Source organism: Janthinobacterium sp. PSPC3-1, assembly GCF_049896105.1.
In the GTDB taxonomy this organism is placed as follows: domain Bacteria; phylum Pseudomonadota; class Gammaproteobacteria; order Burkholderiales; family Burkholderiaceae_D; genus Janthinobacterium.
The window spans coordinates 78,162-93,879 of sequence record NZ_JAFCTQ010000011.1; the positions used below are offsets into that span (position 1 = coordinate 78,162).

A 15,718-nucleotide genomic window follows, 5' to 3' on the forward strand; every position below is an offset into this window, starting at 1 on the left:
CGGAAAGCTGAGCAGAATATGATCATGAACATGACCCCGTCGGAAATTGTTACCGAACTCGACAAACACGTGGTGGGCCAGGCCAAGGCCAAGCGCGCCGTCGCCATCGCCTTGCGCAACCGCTGGCGCCGCCAGCAGGTGGCCGAGCCGCTGCGCCATGAAATCACGCCGAAGAACATCCTGATGATCGGCCCTACCGGCGTCGGCAAGACGGAAATCGCGCGCCGCCTGGCCAAGCTGGCCGAGGCACCGTTCATCAAGATCGAGGCGACCAAATTTACCGAAGTCGGTTATGTGGGCCGCGATGTCGACACCATCATCCGCGACCTGATCGATATCGGCATCAAGCAGACCCGCTCGCTGGAAATGAAGAAGGTGCGCGCGCGCGCCGAAGACGCGGCCGAAGACCGCGTGATCGATATCCTGGTGCCGCCGGCGCGCGACTTCGGCTTTACGCCGAACACGGCCGCGGCGGTGGACTCGGGCAGCGGCGATAGCACGCGCCAGACCTTCCGCAAGCGTTTGCGCCAGGGCGAGCTGGACGACAAGGAAATCGAGATCGACCTGGCCGAAGCGGGCCCGCAGATGGAGTTCATGGCGCCACCGGGCATGGAAGAGATGACGGAGCAGATCAAGTCGATGTTTTCCGGCGCGGGCGGCGGTGCGCGCAAGAAGGCGCGCAAGGTCAAGATCAAGGAAGCGCTGAAACTGCTGGTCGAGGAAGAAGCGGCCAAGCTGGTCAACGAAGATGAGCTGAAGCAGAAGGCGATCCAGAACGTCGAGCAGAACGGCATCGTGTTTCTGGATGAGATCGACAAGATCGCGTCGCGCTCGGAGTCCGGCGGCGCCGATATCTCGCGCGCCGGCGTGCAGCGCGACCTGCTGCCGCTGGTCGAAGGCACCACCGTCAATACCAAGTACGGCATGATACGCACCGACCATATCCTGTTCATCGCCTCGGGCGCGTTTCATTTGTCGAAACCGTCGGACCTGATCCCGGAACTGCAGGGCCGCTTCCCGATCCGGGTGGAACTCGAATCGCTGTCGATCTCGGATTTCGAGCGTATCCTGACCAGCACCGACGCCTGCCTGACGATGCAGTACGAAGCCCTGCTGGCCACCGAAAACCTGACCTTGCAGTTCGCGCCAGAAGGCATCACGCGCCTGGCCGAAATCGCCTATTCGGTCAATGAGCGCACCGAAAACATCGGCGCGCGCCGCCTGCATACGGTGATGGAAAAGCTGCTGGAAGAAGTGTCGTTTACGGCCAGCGAAGGCAGCAGCACCGGCGAAAACCTGCTGGTGATCGACGCGGCGTACGTGAACGAGCGCCTGGAAGCGCTGTCGGTCAACGAAGACCTGTCGCGCTACGTGTTGTAAGCCATAGGCCAGGCCGCCTGCGGACGCCCCCGGTGGGGCGTCCGCGATCAGGCCATCGAATGCCGGCCTGCCGCACCGTCAGAAACGGTATGACAGGCCCAGCGAAAACAGGTCCACCGTGGCTTTTTGCTGGCCGTTGTAGCGCACCGGCACGCGGTCCCAGTCGAAGTGCACGCTCCAGTTGTCCGTCACGGCATACGCCGTGCCCAGTCCATACAATATCCCCAGCCGTTTTTTCCCGTCCCTGTCGCCATCGGCGCGCTTGCCGCTGCCGCGCGTATAGCCCATGCCGGCCCGTCCGCTCAGGGTAAAGGCGTCGAACTGATAGTTGACGGCACCTTGCAGGCCAGCGCCGGCGAACTTGCGGCCCGCGTCGCCACGGGCCGCCCCCGCATACCCCACCACCTCAAGCGCAGGCACGGCGACGCCGCCCCGGAACGGCAGCGCAGCGAAACGGTAAGCCAGCCATGCCTTGCCGTCGCCTTCGCGAAAGGTACGGCCGGCACCCGCCTCCACCTGTCCCTTTTCCTGCGCCTGGGCGGACCAGGGCGCGGTGGCGGCCAGCGCCAGCAGCAGGCTGGCAAGGAGCGGATGAAGGGACATGGAAGCCTCTGCGGGTAGGGGAAGCACAGTGTCGGCGCTTTTTCCGCAAAGTACTATTACCTTGTGCAAAGTGGCATAAACAGCTACATTCAGTACCGTCATACGCCACCAACATTGCAAAAAAGGATAGACCATGAGTTCACCCGAACTGGTGCTGCGCGTGCTGCGCACCGAGCTGCGCGCCGTCGGCATGACCTACAAGGTGCTGGCCGAACGCATCGACATGAGCGAATCGAGCGTCAAGCGCATGTTCGGCCAGCACGACATGTCGCTGTCGCGCCTGGCCCTGATCTGCAAGGCGGCCGGCATCGCCATGGAAGACGTGCTGCGCGGCGCGGCCGACATCACGCCGCATGCCGACACGCTGACCCTGGTGCAGGAAAAATCGCTGGTGGCGCAGCCGCGATTGCTGCTGGTGGCGATCTGCTGCCTGGGGCACTGGAACCTGGAGCAGGTGGTGGAAACCTATGCGCTGACGCAGGCCGAATGCATCGTCTACCTGGCCGAACTGGACCGCCTGGGCCTGATCGAACTGAAGCCGCTGAACCGCTACAGCCTGCGCGTGTCGAACGCCTTTCACTGGCTGGCCGACGGCCCGGTGCAGCAGTACTTCCGCGAGCATGTGGTGGCCGATTATTTCAGCGGCCATTTCGACGGCGCCGGCGAAACGCTGATGTGCATCCCGGCCCGCCTGAGCCTGCCCAGCGCGCAGGAGATGGTGCAAAAGATCCGCCAGCTGGCCGAGGAACTGGCGCGGCTGCACCAGAGCGACCGCCGCCTGGCCCCGCTCGAGCGCGATGGGTTTACCCTGCTGCTCGGTTTCCGCTCATGGGAGTTTGCCGCGTTTACCGCGCTGCGCCGGCCCGCGCCGGCGGCAGCGGCGCCGCATCACCAGGCCGGCCCGAGGAACAGATAAAGCGTGCCCTCGCCGCCCTTCGAGGCGCCGCCGGCCACGTACACGGGGCCGAAACGGGTGTCGACCGAAATGAAGGCGCTGGCGGCCTGGGTGAATTTGCTGGCCTTCCAGCGTTCGCTCTGGTCGAAGCCGCCGCCCATCTCCAGCGAGAAACCGGCCCGCACGGCGCCGCCGAAGGTGGCCGGCAGCGCGCCGATGCGGCGCGCCATCACCACCCTGGCCAGCGCCACGCTGCGCCCCGTCACCGATTCGAACTGCGTGCCCGACAGGCGCAGGAAGCCGCCCAGGTTCAGCGGCGCCTCGCCATGCTGGGCGCGCGCCCATTCGCCATACACGTGGCCGGCCCAGTTGCCGCGCCCGAACGCCTTCAGGCCCGTGACGGCCGAACGGCCCAGGCCCGCTTCGCCGACGCCGGGCGACGGCGTATGCATCCAGGTGGCGTCCAGCAGCACGCCACGGGTGGGAAAACCCGTGCCGTCGAGCGTGTCGATGCGGAACTGCACGAACTGGTTGGTACCGAGCGCGCGTTCTTCCGGCGCGCCGGGGTCGGCGGGGATCACCAGGCTGCCTTTGACCTTGCTGCGCGTGACGCCGACCTGCAGGTCGCCCCAATAGCCGAACTGGCGGCCCAGCACCAGCGAGGCGCCATGGCCGCGATAGGCCATGCGGGCGCTGCGCCGGCCCTTGTCGAACAGGTCGACCGCCGACGAGGTGTATTGCAGGGTGGGCGCGATATACCACGGGTTGCCGGCCCCCAGCGGCTGCCAGAACTGCACCCCGAAGTCGCGCGTGGTGCCGATCTGCGCCATGCTGCGCAGCTCGCCGCCCCAGCTGTTCAAATTGGAGGCCACGTGCAGCAGTTTCAGGGCAAAGGTATTGCTGTCCTTGAAGTCGCTGCCCAATTCCAGCCCCACGCGCAGGCGGTTGCTGGCCCACGGCGCTTCGACCGCGTTGATGGTCACCGTGCGCTGCTCGCCGGCGTCGACCACCGCCGTCTCCACGCGGGCGATATCGCCACGGCCATACAGGCGCGCCGCCGCCGTCTGCACGTCGGCCTGGCTGACCAGCTGGCCTTGCACCAGGCCCGATTGCGCCTGCAGGGTGCGCGGGTTGATGTCGCCTTCGCTTTCGACCGCCAGGCGCGTCAGCGGCAAGGCCACGTCCAGCAGGGCCGGCGCGGCCAGGCGCAGCTGCTCGCGCGCCGCGTATTGTTCCGGCGGCAGCGCCAGCGGCGCCAGGCGCGCGGCCAGCGCCTGCGCCGCCTGTTCGCCGGCGCGCATGGCGCGCGCATGATTGCCAAAATCGAGAAAACTGACACCGCCCAGGTCGGGCGCCACCAGGATATCGTCGGCACGCAGTTCCTTCAGCGAGCGCTGCACGTTCTGCTCGGTCAGGATCTGCAGCATCTGCTGGGCCACGCCGATCGCGCTGCCCAGCTCTTTTTCCGGCGCCAGCGGCGTGCCGACGTTGACGGCGATGATGATGTCGGCGCCCATGGCGCGCGCCATGTCGACGGGAAGATTGCGCACCAGGCCGCCATCGACCACCAGCCGGTTATTGACGCGCACCGGCGAAAACACGCCCGGCACGGCCAGCGACGCGCGCATCGACAGGAACAAGGGCGTGTCGACCAGTTCCACCAGTTCGCCATTGACCAGGTCCGAAGCCACCGAACGGAACGGCAGCGGCAAGGCGCTGGCGGGGCGGTCGCGCATGCCCGGCGGCAGCAAACGGGTCAGGGCCATCTCCAGCGCCGCATTGCTGGCGGCGGCCGGCGGCGTTGAAATGCCGTCGCGGCTGACGCCAAATTCGATGCGCGACGCCAGCAGCAGGTCTTCCTCGCGGCGCCGGAACGCCAGTTCCTCGCGCGGCGGACGGTCGGCCACCACGCGCTGCCAATCGGTTTCGCGCGCCATCTTTTCCAGGTCCGCCACCGAGGCGCCGGCCGCGTAGGCGCCGCCAACCACGCCGCCCATGCTGGTGCCGACCACCATGTCGACCGGCACATGCAGTTCCTGCAGTACTTTCAGCACGCCGATATGGGCAAAGCCGCGCGCGCCGCCGCCCGACAGCACCAGCGCCACGCGCGGGCGCGCCGGAGGGGCTGGCGCTGCGGTTGCTGCGGCGGCGGCATCGGTTTCAGGCGCGGCATGGACCGCAGCGAACGGCAGGCAGCACAGCGCCGCCATGCAGCCGGCAAGGACGGCACGCAGTGACAACATGGGTACTCCCGGGAGAATGGCGCGCGGACTCAATTTGCCGGCGAATTCGGCGGCGGCTGGTTGGTGGTGACCTGGCCGGCGGGCGCCACCGTCACCGGTGGACGCTCCATCGGCAGCGGCGGCGGCACCAGCGCATTGTTGGGGGCCTGCGCCGGCGGCGCCGGCGTGGCCACTGGCAGCGGCGTCATCGACGGCAGCGCCAGCGCCTTGTCGTCGGCCACCAGGTCGATGCGCTTGCTCACGCCGCCGTCCTGCAGCAGCACGTAGCGCGCCTGCACTTCGCGCACCGTCACGCCGGGCGCCACCTCAAAGCCGGTCGGGTAGGCCTTGGCCGGCTGGCCGTCGGTGGCGATGATGGCCACGGCGCCGCGGCCATTGGCGGGCGCCACCACGCCACGCAACTGGTAATTGCTGGCGGTGGCCACGCTGACCTGGCCGCCGAACAGCGCGGCGCCCGCCTCCACGCTGGCGTCCTGCACGACAGGCACCGGCGGCGGATTGATCGGCCGTTGCGGCGCCTTGAACAGCTGCATGGCCCAATAGGCCAGCGACACGGACAGCGCCACCAGGGCGAGCAAAGTTACAAATTGAGGCAGACGCTTCATGATTTTCCAGATTCTTTTTTAACGCACTAACTGATTGATTTCGATAATCGGCATCAGCACGGCCAGCACGATCAGCAGCACCACCACGCCCATCGCCAGGATCAGGGCCGGCTCCAGCAGGCCGGCGATGGTCAGGGTGCGGCGTTCCAGGTCCTGCTCCTGGGCGCTGGCGGCGCGCTCCAGCATGGCCGGCAACTCGCCGGTGATTTCCCCGGCCCGTATCATGTGGATCAGCATCGGCGGAAAATGCTTTTGCGCCGACAGCGCGCGCGCCAGGCTGACGCCTTCGCGCACCGCGCCGCTGGCATCAGCCACCAGCTCCTGCATCGCCACATTGGTCAGGGTGTCGCGGCTGGTGTCGAGCGCGCGCAAAATCGGCACGCCCGAGCCGGTGGTGATGGCCAGGGTGCTGGCAAAGCGCGCCGTGTTCAGGCTGCGCTCGAACTTGCCGTACAGCGGCGCCGTCAGCAGCCAGGTATGCCAGCGCCGTTTCAGGGCCGGCTGCTGCAGGGCGCGGCGCCAGGCCACCCAGGCGCCGATCAGCGCGATGCCCACCACCAGGCCATAGTTGCGCAAGAAGTCCGACAGCGCCAGCATGATCACCGTCAGCATCGGCAGCTTCTGCTTGGTATTGGCAAACACCGAGACGATCTGCGGCACCACGTAGGTGAGCAGGAAGATCACGATGGAAAACGCCACCACCGTGACGATCGCGGGATAGGTGAACGCCAGCTTGACCTTCTGCACCAGCGCATTCCTGCGCTCGATATAGTCGGCCAGGCGCGACAGCACGCGCGACAGGTGGCCGATCTGCTCGCCCGACGCGACCAGCGCGCGGTAGATCTCGGCAAAGTCGCGCGGATGGCGCGCCAGCACGTCGGAAAACGCGGCGCCGCCGATCACTTCGGAGCGGATCGAGGCGATCAGGTCGCGCAAATACGGCCGCTCGGCCTGTTCCAGCAAGGCGGAAAAGGCCTGCTCCAGCGGCAGGCCCGCTTCCAGCAGGCTGGCCAGCTGGCGCGTAAACAGCGCCAGTTCGGTGGTCGACAGGCGCTCGCCGAAGCCGCGCCGCCTGGTGACGCCGGCCGCATCGACTTGCGCGGCGATCAGGTCGACGGCCAGCGGCACCAGGCCTTGCAGGCGCAGTTCGGCGCGCGCGGCGCGCGGACTGTCGGCATTGAGCACGCCCTTGCGGGTGGCGCCCACGGCGTCGACGGCTTCATAACGGAATGCGGGCATGGTGGCGGGCCTAGTCTTTGGTCACGCGCAGCAGCTCGGCTTGCGTGGTGGTGCCGTCGCGCAGCCAGCGTTCGCCGTCCTCGCGCATGCCGGTCATGCCGTCCTGCAGGGCGACGGCGCGCACGTCCGCTTCCGAGGCGCGGTTGTGAATCTGCGCGCGGATCTGCTCGGTGGTGCGCAGCAGTTCATACACGCCCACGCGGCCCTGGTAGCCGGTCTGGCCGCACTGCTCGCAGCCGACCGCCTGCCAGTATCCGCTTTGGTGATCGAAGGTCTTGCAGGAGCCGCACAGCTTGCGCACCAGCCGCTGCGCCAGCACGCCGAGCAACGACGACGACAGCAGGAACGGCTCGATCCCCATGTCCAGCAGGCGCGTCACGGCCGCCGAGGCGTCGTTGGTGTGCAGGGTGGCCAGCACCAGGTGGCCCGTCAGGGAGGCCTGCACGGCGATCTGCGCCGTTTCCAGGTCGCGGATCTCGCCGATCATGATCACGTCCGGGTCCTGCCGCAAGATCGCGCGCAGGGCCTTGGCAAAGGTCATGTCGATGCGCGGGTTCACTTGCGTCTGGCCCACGCCCGCCAGGTCGTACTCGATCGGGTCTTCCACCGTCAGGATATTGGTGGTGGTGGCGTTCAGCATCGACAGGGCCGCATACAGGGTGGTGGTCTTGCCCGAGCCGGTCGGCCCGGTGACCAGCACGATGCCGTGCGGCTGGTTGATCAGGCCGTCGAACTGCCCCAGCATGGGCGCGCTCATGCCCAGGTGCTGCAGGTCGAGCCGGCCCGCCTCTTTGTCGAGCAGACGCAATACGGCCCGTTCGCCGTGGCCGGTGGGCAGGGTCGAGACGCGCACGTCGACCGGCTTGCCGCCCACGCGCAGGGTGATGCGGCCGTCCTGCGGCAGGCGCTTTTCGGCGATGTCGAGCTGCGCCATGATCTTGATACGCGAGATCAGCGAGCCATGGATGGCCTTGCGCGGACGCACCACGTCGCGCAGGCTGCCGTCGATGCGAAAGCGCACCACCGAGGTCTGCTCGAACGGTTCGATATGGATATCGGAGGCGCCTTCGCGCAACGCCTGCGTCAGCAGCGCGTTGATCATGCGGATCACCGGCGCGTCGTCGGACGATTCGAGCAGGTCCTCGATCGCCGGCACGTCCTGCAGCAGCTTGGTCAAGTCCAGGTCGGCGTCGAATTCATCGGCCATCTGGGTCGCGTTGCCGCCACCGCCGGCATAGGCGCCGGCGATCGCCGCATCGAGTTCCTCGCGCGGCAGGACCTTCAATTGAATCTGGCCGAAACGGCGCGACACTTCGGCGATCGCCGACGGCGCCGTCGACACGGCCACCAGCACCTCGACCGCGCCGCCGTCCTGCGCGCCGGCCCGGGCCAGCAGGCCGAAATCGCGCGCGTAGGCGTAAGGAAGCAAATTACTCATGACTGGCCGATCACTGTTGCGGGTTTTGCTGCGGATTTTGCTGCTGGTACTGCTGCAGCAGCGGCGTGGCCGCATTGGCCGGCGCACCCGGTGGCGGCAACGGCGCCGGCGGCACCGGACGCGTGACCATATTGCCGCCCACCGGCTGGCCGTTCTGCAAGGCCGGCAGCACGGGCGTGCCCAGGTCTTTCAGCATCAGGTTGCCGGTGGCCGGCACGGCGGCCGTTTCGGCCGCGCGCATGTAGTCGTAACGGTCGGCCGCCAGGCTGCCGCTCTGCTCCTTGCTGCGCACGATCACCGGGCGCAAGAAGATCATCAGATTGGTTTTCTTGCGTTCGCGCGTCTGGTACTTGAACAGGTTGCCCAGCACGGGAATATCGCCCAGGCCGCGCACTTTTTCCGCATTGTCGCCGGTGCTGTCCTCGATCAGGCCACCGAGCACGATGATCTGGCCGTCGTCGGCCAGCACATTGTTTTCGATCACGCGGTTGTTGATGGTAATGCCGCTGACCGCGTTGGTGGTCGATTTGTCCACGCTCGACGTCTCGTGGTAAATCGCCATCTTGATGGTGCCGCCTTCGGAAATCTGCGGACGCACTTTCAGGGTCAGGCCGACGTCCTTGCGGTCGATGGTCTGGAACGGATTGCTGTTGGTGCCGGCCGTGCTGGTGTACTGGCCCGTCAGGATAGGCACGTTCTGGCCCACTTGCATGGTGGCCAGTTCATTGTCCAGGGTGATCAGGTTCGGCGTCGACAGGATATTGGCGTTGCCGTCCGATTCAAGCGCATGGGCCAGCGCACCGAGACCCAGCGCGCCGTTGATCTGCTTGAAAATACCCAGCGTCAGGCCACCGGTCGGCAGCACGGCGCCCTTGCCGGTCGCCAGCGCGCCAATATTGTTGGTGGTGCCGGTGGCGAACGATTGCAGGGCGCCGACGCGGTAGTTGCTGCTGCTGTCGCCGGAAAGCCCCAGCCACTGCACGCCGAATTCGGAGGCCTTGGCCGACGTCACTTCGACGATCAGCGCCTCGATATAGACCTGGGCGCGGCGCACGTCGAGCTGGTCGATCACGGCGCGCAGGTTGCGGTACACGGCTTCGTTGCACGTCAAGATCAGGGTATTCGTCGACGCGTCGGCCTGGATGAAACCGGCCGCGCCGCCCGAGGACAGCTGCTGCGGCGCATTGTTGAGCGACGCGCCGCCGCTGGTGCCGCCTTGCGTGTTGCCGCCCATGCCGGAGCTGTTGATGCCGCTGATGTTCTGGGTCTGGTTGTTGTTACCCTGCGAGCTGTTATTGGTATTGGTGCCCTGCTGCGCGGTGGCGGCCGAGCCGTCCGAGGTCACCACCGCGCGCAGGGTCTGCGCCAGCTTGGTGGCGTCGGCGTTCTTCAGGTAGACCACGTGCACATTGCCCAGCTGCGTGGTGGGCTGGTCCAGCTTGGCGATCAGCGACTTGGCCAGGTTGGCACGCGCCGCCGACGGCGCGCGCAGCACCAGCGAGTTGGTGCGCGGGTCGGCCAGCACCGACACCTTGCCCGTATCGACAGCCGTGCCTGCGCCGGCGTTGCCGCCCTCCATCAGCTTGTTCACCATCGACGCCAGGTCGGAGGCGATCGCATAGCGCACCGGGATCACGTCCAGGTCGGTCGATGCCGGCACGTCGAGCGCGGCGATGATTTTCGCCATGCGCTTGAGGTTGTCGGCGTAGTCGGTGATCACCAGCGAGTTGTTGCCCGGGTTGGCGTTGATCGTGTTGTTCGGCGAAATCAGCGGGCGCAGCACGGCCAGCAGGTTGGCCGACGATTCGTAGTTCAGGTAAAACACCTGGGTGGCGATCTGGTCGCCCTTGACCTGGGCCGCGCCATTGCCGACCTGGGTCGGCACCGACTGCAGCTTGGCGTCCGCTTCCGGCACCACCTTGGCGTAGCCGTCGCCCGACACCACCGCATAGCCTTGCAGGCGCAGAGCCGAGGCCAGCAGCGCAAATGCCTGGGTCTTGCTGATCGATTTTTCCGACACCAGGGTAATCGTGCCCTTGACCCGCGGGTCGATCACGAAATTGATGTTGGTGTAATGGCCCACCGCCTTGATCACCGACTCGATATCGGCGGCGACAAAGTTGAGCGCCGCCTCGTCGCCGGGCGCGGACCAGGCGGGTGCCGGCAGGCCGGCCACCGAACAGCACAACAGGGCGGCGGCGGACAGGCGGCGCAGCGAAAAGGATGGTTTGATTGGGCTCACGGATGATTTTTTCATTGTCTAAACTCTAGGGCGATGATGTTTTTTTCGCTATTGCTACGGCGCTGTCCCAGCAAATTCAACAAACTCGCCAAGGTCTCTTCATATCCTGCTGCGGCCTGGGCCTGGCCGGAAAACTGCATGCGCCCCTGATTCAGGCTGCCGCTGCCGTCGAGCAGCAAGGGGCCCTTCATGGAACGCAAGGTCAACCGGGCCTGCTGTCCCTGCCAGTCGAAATCGAGTTCATAACTGCCCAGCGGGCGCAGCGACGACAGGCGCGAGGCCATGTCGGTCATCTGCAAGGTGGTGCGCCCGATGGCCGAAAACTGCTGCTGCTCCAGGGCCAGTTGCAAGGTGCTCCACGACAGCCGCATGCTGCCGGTCGGCGCCACCGTATTCAAGGGCGCGCCCAGGCCACCCAGGCCATCGGCCGGCAGCAGCAGCGCCGCCGGGCTGACCTGCCAGTGCGACCACGAGCCACGCAGATTGACCGGCTGCGACAGCGCCTCGGCGTTTTGCAGCTCGACGTCGACCGAACCCCACAGCACCGACGGCGCAATGCGCCAGCTGAAGCGGCCGGGCAGCAGCGGCGTGACGGCGCCGCCGGCACTGGCCGCGCCGCCGACAAAGGCCGAGCCGCGCCACAGGGTACCTTGCGCGTCGCCCAAGGTCAAACGCCCGCCGGTCTGCTTTTCGACGATGCCGGCCACCCAGGCGGCCGGAAAGAAAACCAGCAGGGTCAGGCCGACGCTGACAAGGATCGCCAGCAGCCAGATCGCCATCCGCTTCATCGGGTCACGCCCGGACTCTGGTGCAGCGAGATGGTCGCGTCGACCAGCCCGGCCTTGCTTTGCGCGGTGATCTTCGCGTCCTGCACCGCGATGCGGCCTTCGCGGCGCAGGCCGTCCAGCCACAGCATGACGCTGGCAAACGGCACGCCATTGAGCTGCACGCGCGCATATTCGCCGGTCAGCGACAGCGATTGCGGCGCCAGGCCGCGCGCCTTGAGCGACGCATCGAGGCCCTCGCGGTTCATGGCAGCCACCTGCACCGGCGCCTGGCGCGACAAGTCTTCCGCTTCGCGCGCCAGCGACTGAAGCACGGCCGCCTTCTGGCGCAGCTCGGGCAGGCTTTTTTGCAGCGCGATGCGGCCGTTCCAGGCCGGCTCGAACAACACCGCATACACCAGCGCCACGCCGGCCACCACCGCGCCGATGGAGAGAAGCTTGCGCTCCTGCGCCGTGCGCTCGGCCCAGAAGGCCTGCATGGCCTGCTGGCGCGTGGCCAGTGCCGCCCGCCCCTTGTTCAATGCGATGCTCATGCTGCTGCTCCCTTGGCGACCGTGGCGACCGTGATTTTCCAGATACCGGGCTCGGTCTCGTTCAGGTCCAGCTTGCGCGCGGCCAGCCCCTGTTTCACCTGCGCCTGGGCGCTGGCGTCGACCATGTCGGGCTTGATGCGCACGATCAGGCTGCGCTCGCGGTATTCCAGCGAGGCCACCACGCCGCGCCCGGCCAGGCCACCCAGGGCCTCGCCCAGCGCCGCGCTCATGCTGGTAAAGTCGTCCATGCTGGCCTGGCCGCCCTGCAGCTTGGCGGCGGCGATATTGCGCCGCATCTGTTCCTCTTCCAGGCCGAATACCGGCGCCTCATTCGGGTAGGCCGCCTTGAAGGTCTGCAGCATCGAGGTGTTGACGGTGGCCACTTCGCGCTTCAGGCGCGACCATTCGATATTGATGCCGACCAGGTTGACGATCACGGCTGCCAGCGCCAGGCGCAACGGCCAGCGCCAGCGCGCCCAGTCGCGCGCGGCGCTGCCGCCCGCGCCCAGCGCCGGCGCCAGGTCCAGGGCGGCAGTGCGGCTGGCCTGGACCCAGTGCGCCCAATGGTCAGGCTCCACCGTCACGCCGGCCACGTCCTGCGCCAGCTGCTGGTATGGCGCCAGTTCATCCTGCGCCACGTAAATGGTCAGCGGCACGTCGCCGGCAAACGCGCGCGTGGTGGCCAGCGCCTGTTGCGCGTCGAACGGCAGCACCAGGCCCAGGCCCTCTTGCGGCGCCTGGCGCAAGGCCAGTTCGATGCCCTGGCTGCCCGTCTGCAGGCTGGCCGATACGCCACCGGGCGGCAAGGGCAGGCACAGTTGCGATGGCAGCACGGCCACCTTGCGCGCACCCTGCGCCAGCAAGGCCTGCACCAGCACTTCGACCCAGGCGCGCTGCGCCACGGCCACCGTGCGCAGGCCGGCGGCGTCGGGCGCGCCGGCGGCCAGCACGCAGTCCTGCGCGTCGCCCAGGATATGTTCTTCCACCAGCCCAGGCAGGGCCGCGCGCAGGCGCGCGCCGGCCAGCGGCGGGGTTTTCAGGCGCAGCAAGGTGACGTCGGCCGCCGCCAGCAGCAGCACCACGCGTTGTGCGCCGGCGATCAGCTGGCCCAGGCTGCCCAGGGCGGCACTGCCCTGCTGCTGCAGCGCGCCGCCGTCGCCGGCCAGCACGAAGGCGCATGCGGCCGCGCTATCGGTGGAGGCCTTGGCCGGGTGGCGGATATACAAAGTTATCAAAGGGACTCGCTTTCAGGTTTTAATTTTCCCGCAACCAGACCAGGCTGGTGGTGCGCTGTGGGTTCGGCTGGCGCCACACCAGCGCCTGCGCGTCGAGCGCGGCGCGGTCCAGCCGCACCCGGATCACGGTGAGGAAGTACTGGCTTTTCACATCGATCTCCACACCGTCGATCACATTCTTGCCATTAATATTATTCTTGAAATTGCCCGTATCGACAAACTTTTTGCGCGGATTCGACAGTGTCAGCGCGCTCGCTTCGGAAACCGACATGTCGGTGACGGCAGCGAGCACTTCGGCCGAGGCGGTATTGACGTTGACGGGGGTCACCTGCGGCAGCACGATCACGTAATCGCGCAGCTTTTCGATCACTTGCGGGGTATAGCCCGGTATCGCCAGCAAATCCTCGATCTGCGTCATGGCCACCGGCTCGCTGCTGCCGCCGGTACCGGTGTCGGTTTTCCTGTCGCTGTTGTCGTTAGCGGCGCGCGCCTTGGGCCGTGCGCGCACCACTGCGTCGGCCGTGGCCCGCGCCAGGCCGCTATCGAGTTGCAAGTTGCCCAGCAAGCGCTGGTAGGCCTGCAGCTGTCCGGGATTGGGCGCACCCGTGATATCGACCAGGTTGGTTAGATTGAAACGCGCCTGCGCGTCGAGCGCGCGGCCCGAGACGGTGGCGTCGAATTTTTCCATCTCGACCTTTTCGCGGTCGACGTAATCGTCTAACCGCGCTTCCTCGATCGGCGTGGCCCAGACGCCGTCCGTCGCCGTCAGGGACGGATTGTCCTGGCGCAGCCAGAAGCGGGCAAAGTCGACCATGCCGCGCATGGCCCACTGCGTCTGCAAGCGCTGGCGCTGGTTTTCCATCGACCGCACCTGCACCTGCTGCTGCCAGAACAGGCTGGCCACCACCGTGATGGCCAGCGCCGTCAGCAGCAGGGCCGTGATGACGGCCACGCCGCGCTGGCGGGTGGGCATATGAAACGGCTTCATCCCGGCCCCAGCAAGAAGACTTTGGACAGGCCGGCGGCCTGGCCCGGCAGTTGCAAGGTCACTTCCAGGCCGGCCAGGTCGTCGGTCTTGCTGCCGGCGGCCAGGGTGATCCAGTCGGGCGCCGCGTTGCTGGTCAGTTTGCGCTGGCCGCGCATCGCCATGCTGTCGACGCCGCGCAGCAGCACCACGTTGGCATTGCCGCTATCGGTGTCGTCGCGCGCCGCCTGCCACAGGGTGTCGAGCACGGCCAGGTCGCGCGTGCCATTCGACTCGCGCCGCGTCAGCACGCCGCCGACCAGGCGGTAGGTGACCACTTGCAGCTGCTGCGGCTGCTGCTCGGAGGCGGCCTGGCGCACCAGGATCAGGCGGTCTATCTCGGCCGACAGGTTGGCGCGGCCATTGAGCAGGGTATTGCTTGCCGCATTGACGGAACTGGCGCCGGCCAGGTGGTCGCAATCGCTCTGCATCTGCGCGAAGGTCAGCTGCATGCCGCGCGACTGCTCGAGCTGCGCGTTGAGCACTTCGCGCGAACGCACGATGCTGTCCAGGCCACGCCAGCCCAGCACGGCGACCATGGCCAGGATGCCGATCGCCACCAGGAGCTCGATCAGCGTGAAGCCGGCGGCGGAGCGTGGGCGCGCCATCAGTCGTTGAACGACAACAGGACCAGGCGCACGATGCGCCGGGCCGGGTACTGCGCGTCATAGACATTCACGCGCACCTGGCGCATGCGCGGGTTCGGCGTGGCCACCACTTCTTCCTCGCAAATCAGTTTCAGGTCGCCCTGCGGGCAATCCTCGGTGCGCTTGCCCGTCTGCGGGAATTTTTTCTCCAGCCGCAAGCGCACCAGATGGTTTTCGGCCGACCAGGTGGCCATCATGGCGCTGCGCAGGCCATCGCTGTTCTGCGTCAGGCTGCCGACGGCGCGCAAGGACGCGCCCAGCGCGGTGCCGACGATCACCAGCGCCACCAGTACTTCAAGCAGGGTAAAACCACGCTGCGATGCACACAACTGCGGGCGGGGTGGGAAGAATGTCATTATTGCTCGACCGTGAAGTGGCCGATGCCGTCGGCGCGGATGGACACGCTGCGCTCGCCGCTGGACATGGTCAGCACGAACGGTTTGTCGACCGGCTCGCGGCCGAACACGATGCGCAGCGGCTGGGCCGCGCTGGTCGACGGCTGCACGCTGAGCAGCATCGGCGTATTGGCGAAGCTGCGCTCGCGCAGCAAATCATCCTTCGTCACGGCTTGCCACAGCTTTTCATTGAGGACCAAAAAACGGTACTGGTTTTCATCGGCTTCGAACGCCACCTGCCGGCTGCGCACGATGGCTTCATCGCGCGCCAGCTGCAGCAGCAGGGCGATGCGTTCGGCCTCTTTTTGCAGCGCCTGCTGGCCGTTCGGCATGGCGTTGAGCGACACCAGGCCCAGCGTGATGCCGATGATGACCATCACCACCAGCAGTTCGATCAGCGTGAAGCCGCGCTGGCGCAACTGGCGTTTGGCACTCATGGCAGGCATGAAATAAG

15 protein-coding genes are annotated in these 15,718 nt (G+C 66.9%); 2 read left to right on the top strand and 13 right to left on the bottom strand.

The features are described 5' to 3' along the window. Window positions 1–24: 24 nt before the first annotated feature. Window positions 25–1,380, top strand: a complete 1,356-nt coding sequence (hslU, locus tag ACP7B7_RS13880) for an ATP-dependent protease ATPase subunit HslU (protein WP_426077034.1) — start codon at window positions 25–27, stop codon at window positions 1,378–1,380. A 78-nt stretch (window positions 1,381–1,458) separates the two neighbouring features. Here the strand turns inward: hslU and ACP7B7_RS13885 are convergent, their stop codons facing one another. Continuing rightward, window positions 1,459–1,983, bottom strand: a complete 525-nt coding sequence (locus ACP7B7_RS13885) for an outer membrane protein (protein WP_426077035.1) — start codon at window positions 1,981–1,983, stop codon at window positions 1,459–1,461. Between the two features lie 133 nt (window positions 1,984–2,116). On the opposite strand from ACP7B7_RS13885, the gene ACP7B7_RS13890 reads away from it, so the two are divergent. After that, window positions 2,117–2,899, top strand: a complete 783-nt coding sequence (locus ACP7B7_RS13890; RefSeq protein WP_426077036.1) for a helix-turn-helix domain-containing protein — start codon at window positions 2,117–2,119, stop codon at window positions 2,897–2,899. Here ACP7B7_RS13890 and ACP7B7_RS13895 read toward each other — a convergent pair. From ACP7B7_RS13895 to gspH, 12 genes are read right to left on the bottom strand one after another with little or no spacing between them, the layout of a single operon-like run. Further along, window positions 2,872–5,121: a patatin-like phospholipase family protein gene (locus ACP7B7_RS13895; RefSeq protein ID WP_426077037.1), complete on the bottom strand. Its 2,250-nt coding sequence runs from the start codon at window positions 5,119–5,121 to the stop codon at window positions 2,872–2,874. The two genes, ACP7B7_RS13890 and ACP7B7_RS13895, sit on opposite strands and share 28 nt — an antisense overlap. A 29-nt stretch (window positions 5,122–5,150) precedes the next feature. Continuing rightward, the gene (locus ACP7B7_RS13900) at window positions 5,151–5,726 is read right to left on the bottom strand and encodes a type II secretion system protein N (RefSeq protein WP_308923455.1); all 576 of its coding nucleotides are present in this window, start codon (window positions 5,724–5,726) and stop codon (window positions 5,151–5,153) included. Between the two features lie 18 nt (window positions 5,727–5,744). Further along, window positions 5,745–6,965, bottom strand: coding sequence for a type II secretion system inner membrane protein GspF (gene gspF / locus ACP7B7_RS13905; protein ID WP_426077038.1), 1,221 nt, complete (start codon window positions 6,963–6,965; stop codon window positions 5,745–5,747). Window positions 6,966–6,975: 10 nt separating this feature from the next. Continuing rightward, on the bottom strand, window positions 6,976–8,403 hold the full coding sequence (gene gspE, locus ACP7B7_RS13910) for a type II secretion system ATPase GspE (protein ID WP_308923453.1): 1,428 nt from the start codon (window positions 8,401–8,403) through the stop codon (window positions 6,976–6,978). 10 nt (window positions 8,404–8,413) lie between these two features. Next, window positions 8,414–10,660, bottom strand: coding sequence for a type II secretion system secretin GspD (gspD, locus tag ACP7B7_RS13915; protein ID WP_308923452.1), 2,247 nt, complete (start codon window positions 10,658–10,660; stop codon window positions 8,414–8,416). Further along, window positions 10,657–11,433, bottom strand: a complete 777-nt coding sequence (locus tag ACP7B7_RS13920) for a type II secretion system protein N (RefSeq protein WP_426077039.1) — start codon at window positions 11,431–11,433, stop codon at window positions 10,657–10,659. Before ACP7B7_RS13920 ends, gspD begins: the two co-directional genes overlap by 4 nt. Further along, the gene (gspM, locus tag ACP7B7_RS13925) at window positions 11,430–11,963 is read right to left on the bottom strand and encodes a type II secretion system protein GspM (RefSeq protein ID WP_426077040.1); all 534 of its coding nucleotides are present in this window, start codon (window positions 11,961–11,963) and stop codon (window positions 11,430–11,432) included. Before gspM ends, ACP7B7_RS13920 begins: the two co-directional genes overlap by 4 nt. Beyond that, a complete protein-coding gene (gene gspL, locus ACP7B7_RS13930) occupies window positions 11,960–13,198 on the bottom strand; it encodes a type II secretion system protein GspL (RefSeq protein ID WP_426077041.1) in 1,239 nt (412 codons plus the stop codon). Before gspL ends, gspM begins: the two co-directional genes overlap by 4 nt. A 19-nt stretch (window positions 13,199–13,217) precedes the next feature. Beyond that, on the bottom strand, window positions 13,218–14,186 hold the full coding sequence (gene gspK / locus ACP7B7_RS13935; RefSeq protein WP_426077042.1) for a type II secretion system minor pseudopilin GspK: 969 nt from the start codon (window positions 14,184–14,186) through the stop codon (window positions 13,218–13,220). Beyond that, window positions 14,183–14,830, bottom strand: coding sequence for a PulJ/GspJ family protein (locus ACP7B7_RS13940; RefSeq protein WP_426077043.1), 648 nt, complete (start codon window positions 14,828–14,830; stop codon window positions 14,183–14,185). Before ACP7B7_RS13940 ends, gspK begins: the two co-directional genes overlap by 4 nt. Then, a complete protein-coding gene (gene gspI, locus ACP7B7_RS13945; protein WP_308923446.1) occupies window positions 14,830–15,225 on the bottom strand; it encodes a type II secretion system minor pseudopilin GspI in 396 nt (131 codons plus the stop codon). The genes ACP7B7_RS13940 and gspI overlap by 1 nt, the downstream gene beginning before the upstream one ends. Next, window positions 15,225–15,710 carry a type II secretion system minor pseudopilin GspH gene (gene gspH, locus ACP7B7_RS13950; RefSeq protein WP_426077044.1) on the bottom strand — a complete coding sequence of 162 codons (486 nt, stop codon included), beginning with the start codon at window positions 15,708–15,710 and terminating at the stop codon, window positions 15,225–15,227. The genes gspI and gspH overlap by 1 nt, the downstream gene beginning before the upstream one ends. Window positions 15,711–15,718 lie beyond the last annotated feature (8 nt).

Bases quoted from the DNA above. Each gene is read 5' to 3' on its own strand.
- hslU (WP_426077034.1), top strand. From the start codon at position 25: ATGAACATGACCCCGTCGGAAATTGTTACCGAACTCGACAAACACGTG.
- ACP7B7_RS13885 (WP_426077035.1), bottom strand. From the start codon at position 1,983: ATGTCCCTTCATCCGCTCCTTGCCAGCCTGCTGCTGGCGCTGGCCGCC.
- ACP7B7_RS13890 (WP_426077036.1), top strand. From the start codon at position 2,117: ATGAGTTCACCCGAACTGGTGCTGCGCGTGCTGCGCACCGAGCTGCGC.
- ACP7B7_RS13895 (WP_426077037.1), bottom strand. From the start codon at position 5,121: ATGTTGTCACTGCGTGCCGTCCTTGCCGGCTGCATGGCGGCGCTGTGC.
- ACP7B7_RS13900 (WP_308923455.1), bottom strand. From the start codon at position 5,726: ATGAAGCGTCTGCCTCAATTTGTAACTTTGCTCGCCCTGGTGGCGCTG.
- gspF (WP_426077038.1), bottom strand. From the start codon at position 6,965: ATGCCCGCATTCCGTTATGAAGCCGTCGACGCCGTGGGCGCCACCCGC.
- gspE (WP_308923453.1), bottom strand. From the start codon at position 8,403: ATGAGTAATTTGCTTCCTTACGCCTACGCGCGCGATTTCGGCCTGCTG.
- gspD (WP_308923452.1), bottom strand. From the start codon at position 10,660: ATGAAAAAATCATCCGTGAGCCCAATCAAACCATCCTTTTCGCTGCGC.
- ACP7B7_RS13920 (WP_426077039.1), bottom strand. From the start codon at position 11,433: ATGAAGCGGATGGCGATCTGGCTGCTGGCGATCCTTGTCAGCGTCGGC.
- gspM (WP_426077040.1), bottom strand. From the start codon at position 11,963: ATGAGCATCGCATTGAACAAGGGGCGGGCGGCACTGGCCACGCGCCAG.
- gspK (WP_426077042.1), bottom strand. From the start codon at position 14,186: ATGAAGCCGTTTCATATGCCCACCCGCCAGCGCGGCGTGGCCGTCATC.
- ACP7B7_RS13940 (WP_426077043.1), bottom strand. From the start codon at position 14,830: ATGGCGCGCCCACGCTCCGCCGCCGGCTTCACGCTGATCGAGCTCCTG.
- gspI (WP_308923446.1), bottom strand. From the start codon at position 15,225: ATGACATTCTTCCCACCCCGCCCGCAGTTGTGTGCATCGCAGCGTGGT.
- gspH (WP_426077044.1), bottom strand. From the start codon at position 15,710: ATGCCTGCCATGAGTGCCAAACGCCAGTTGCGCCAGCGCGGCTTCACG.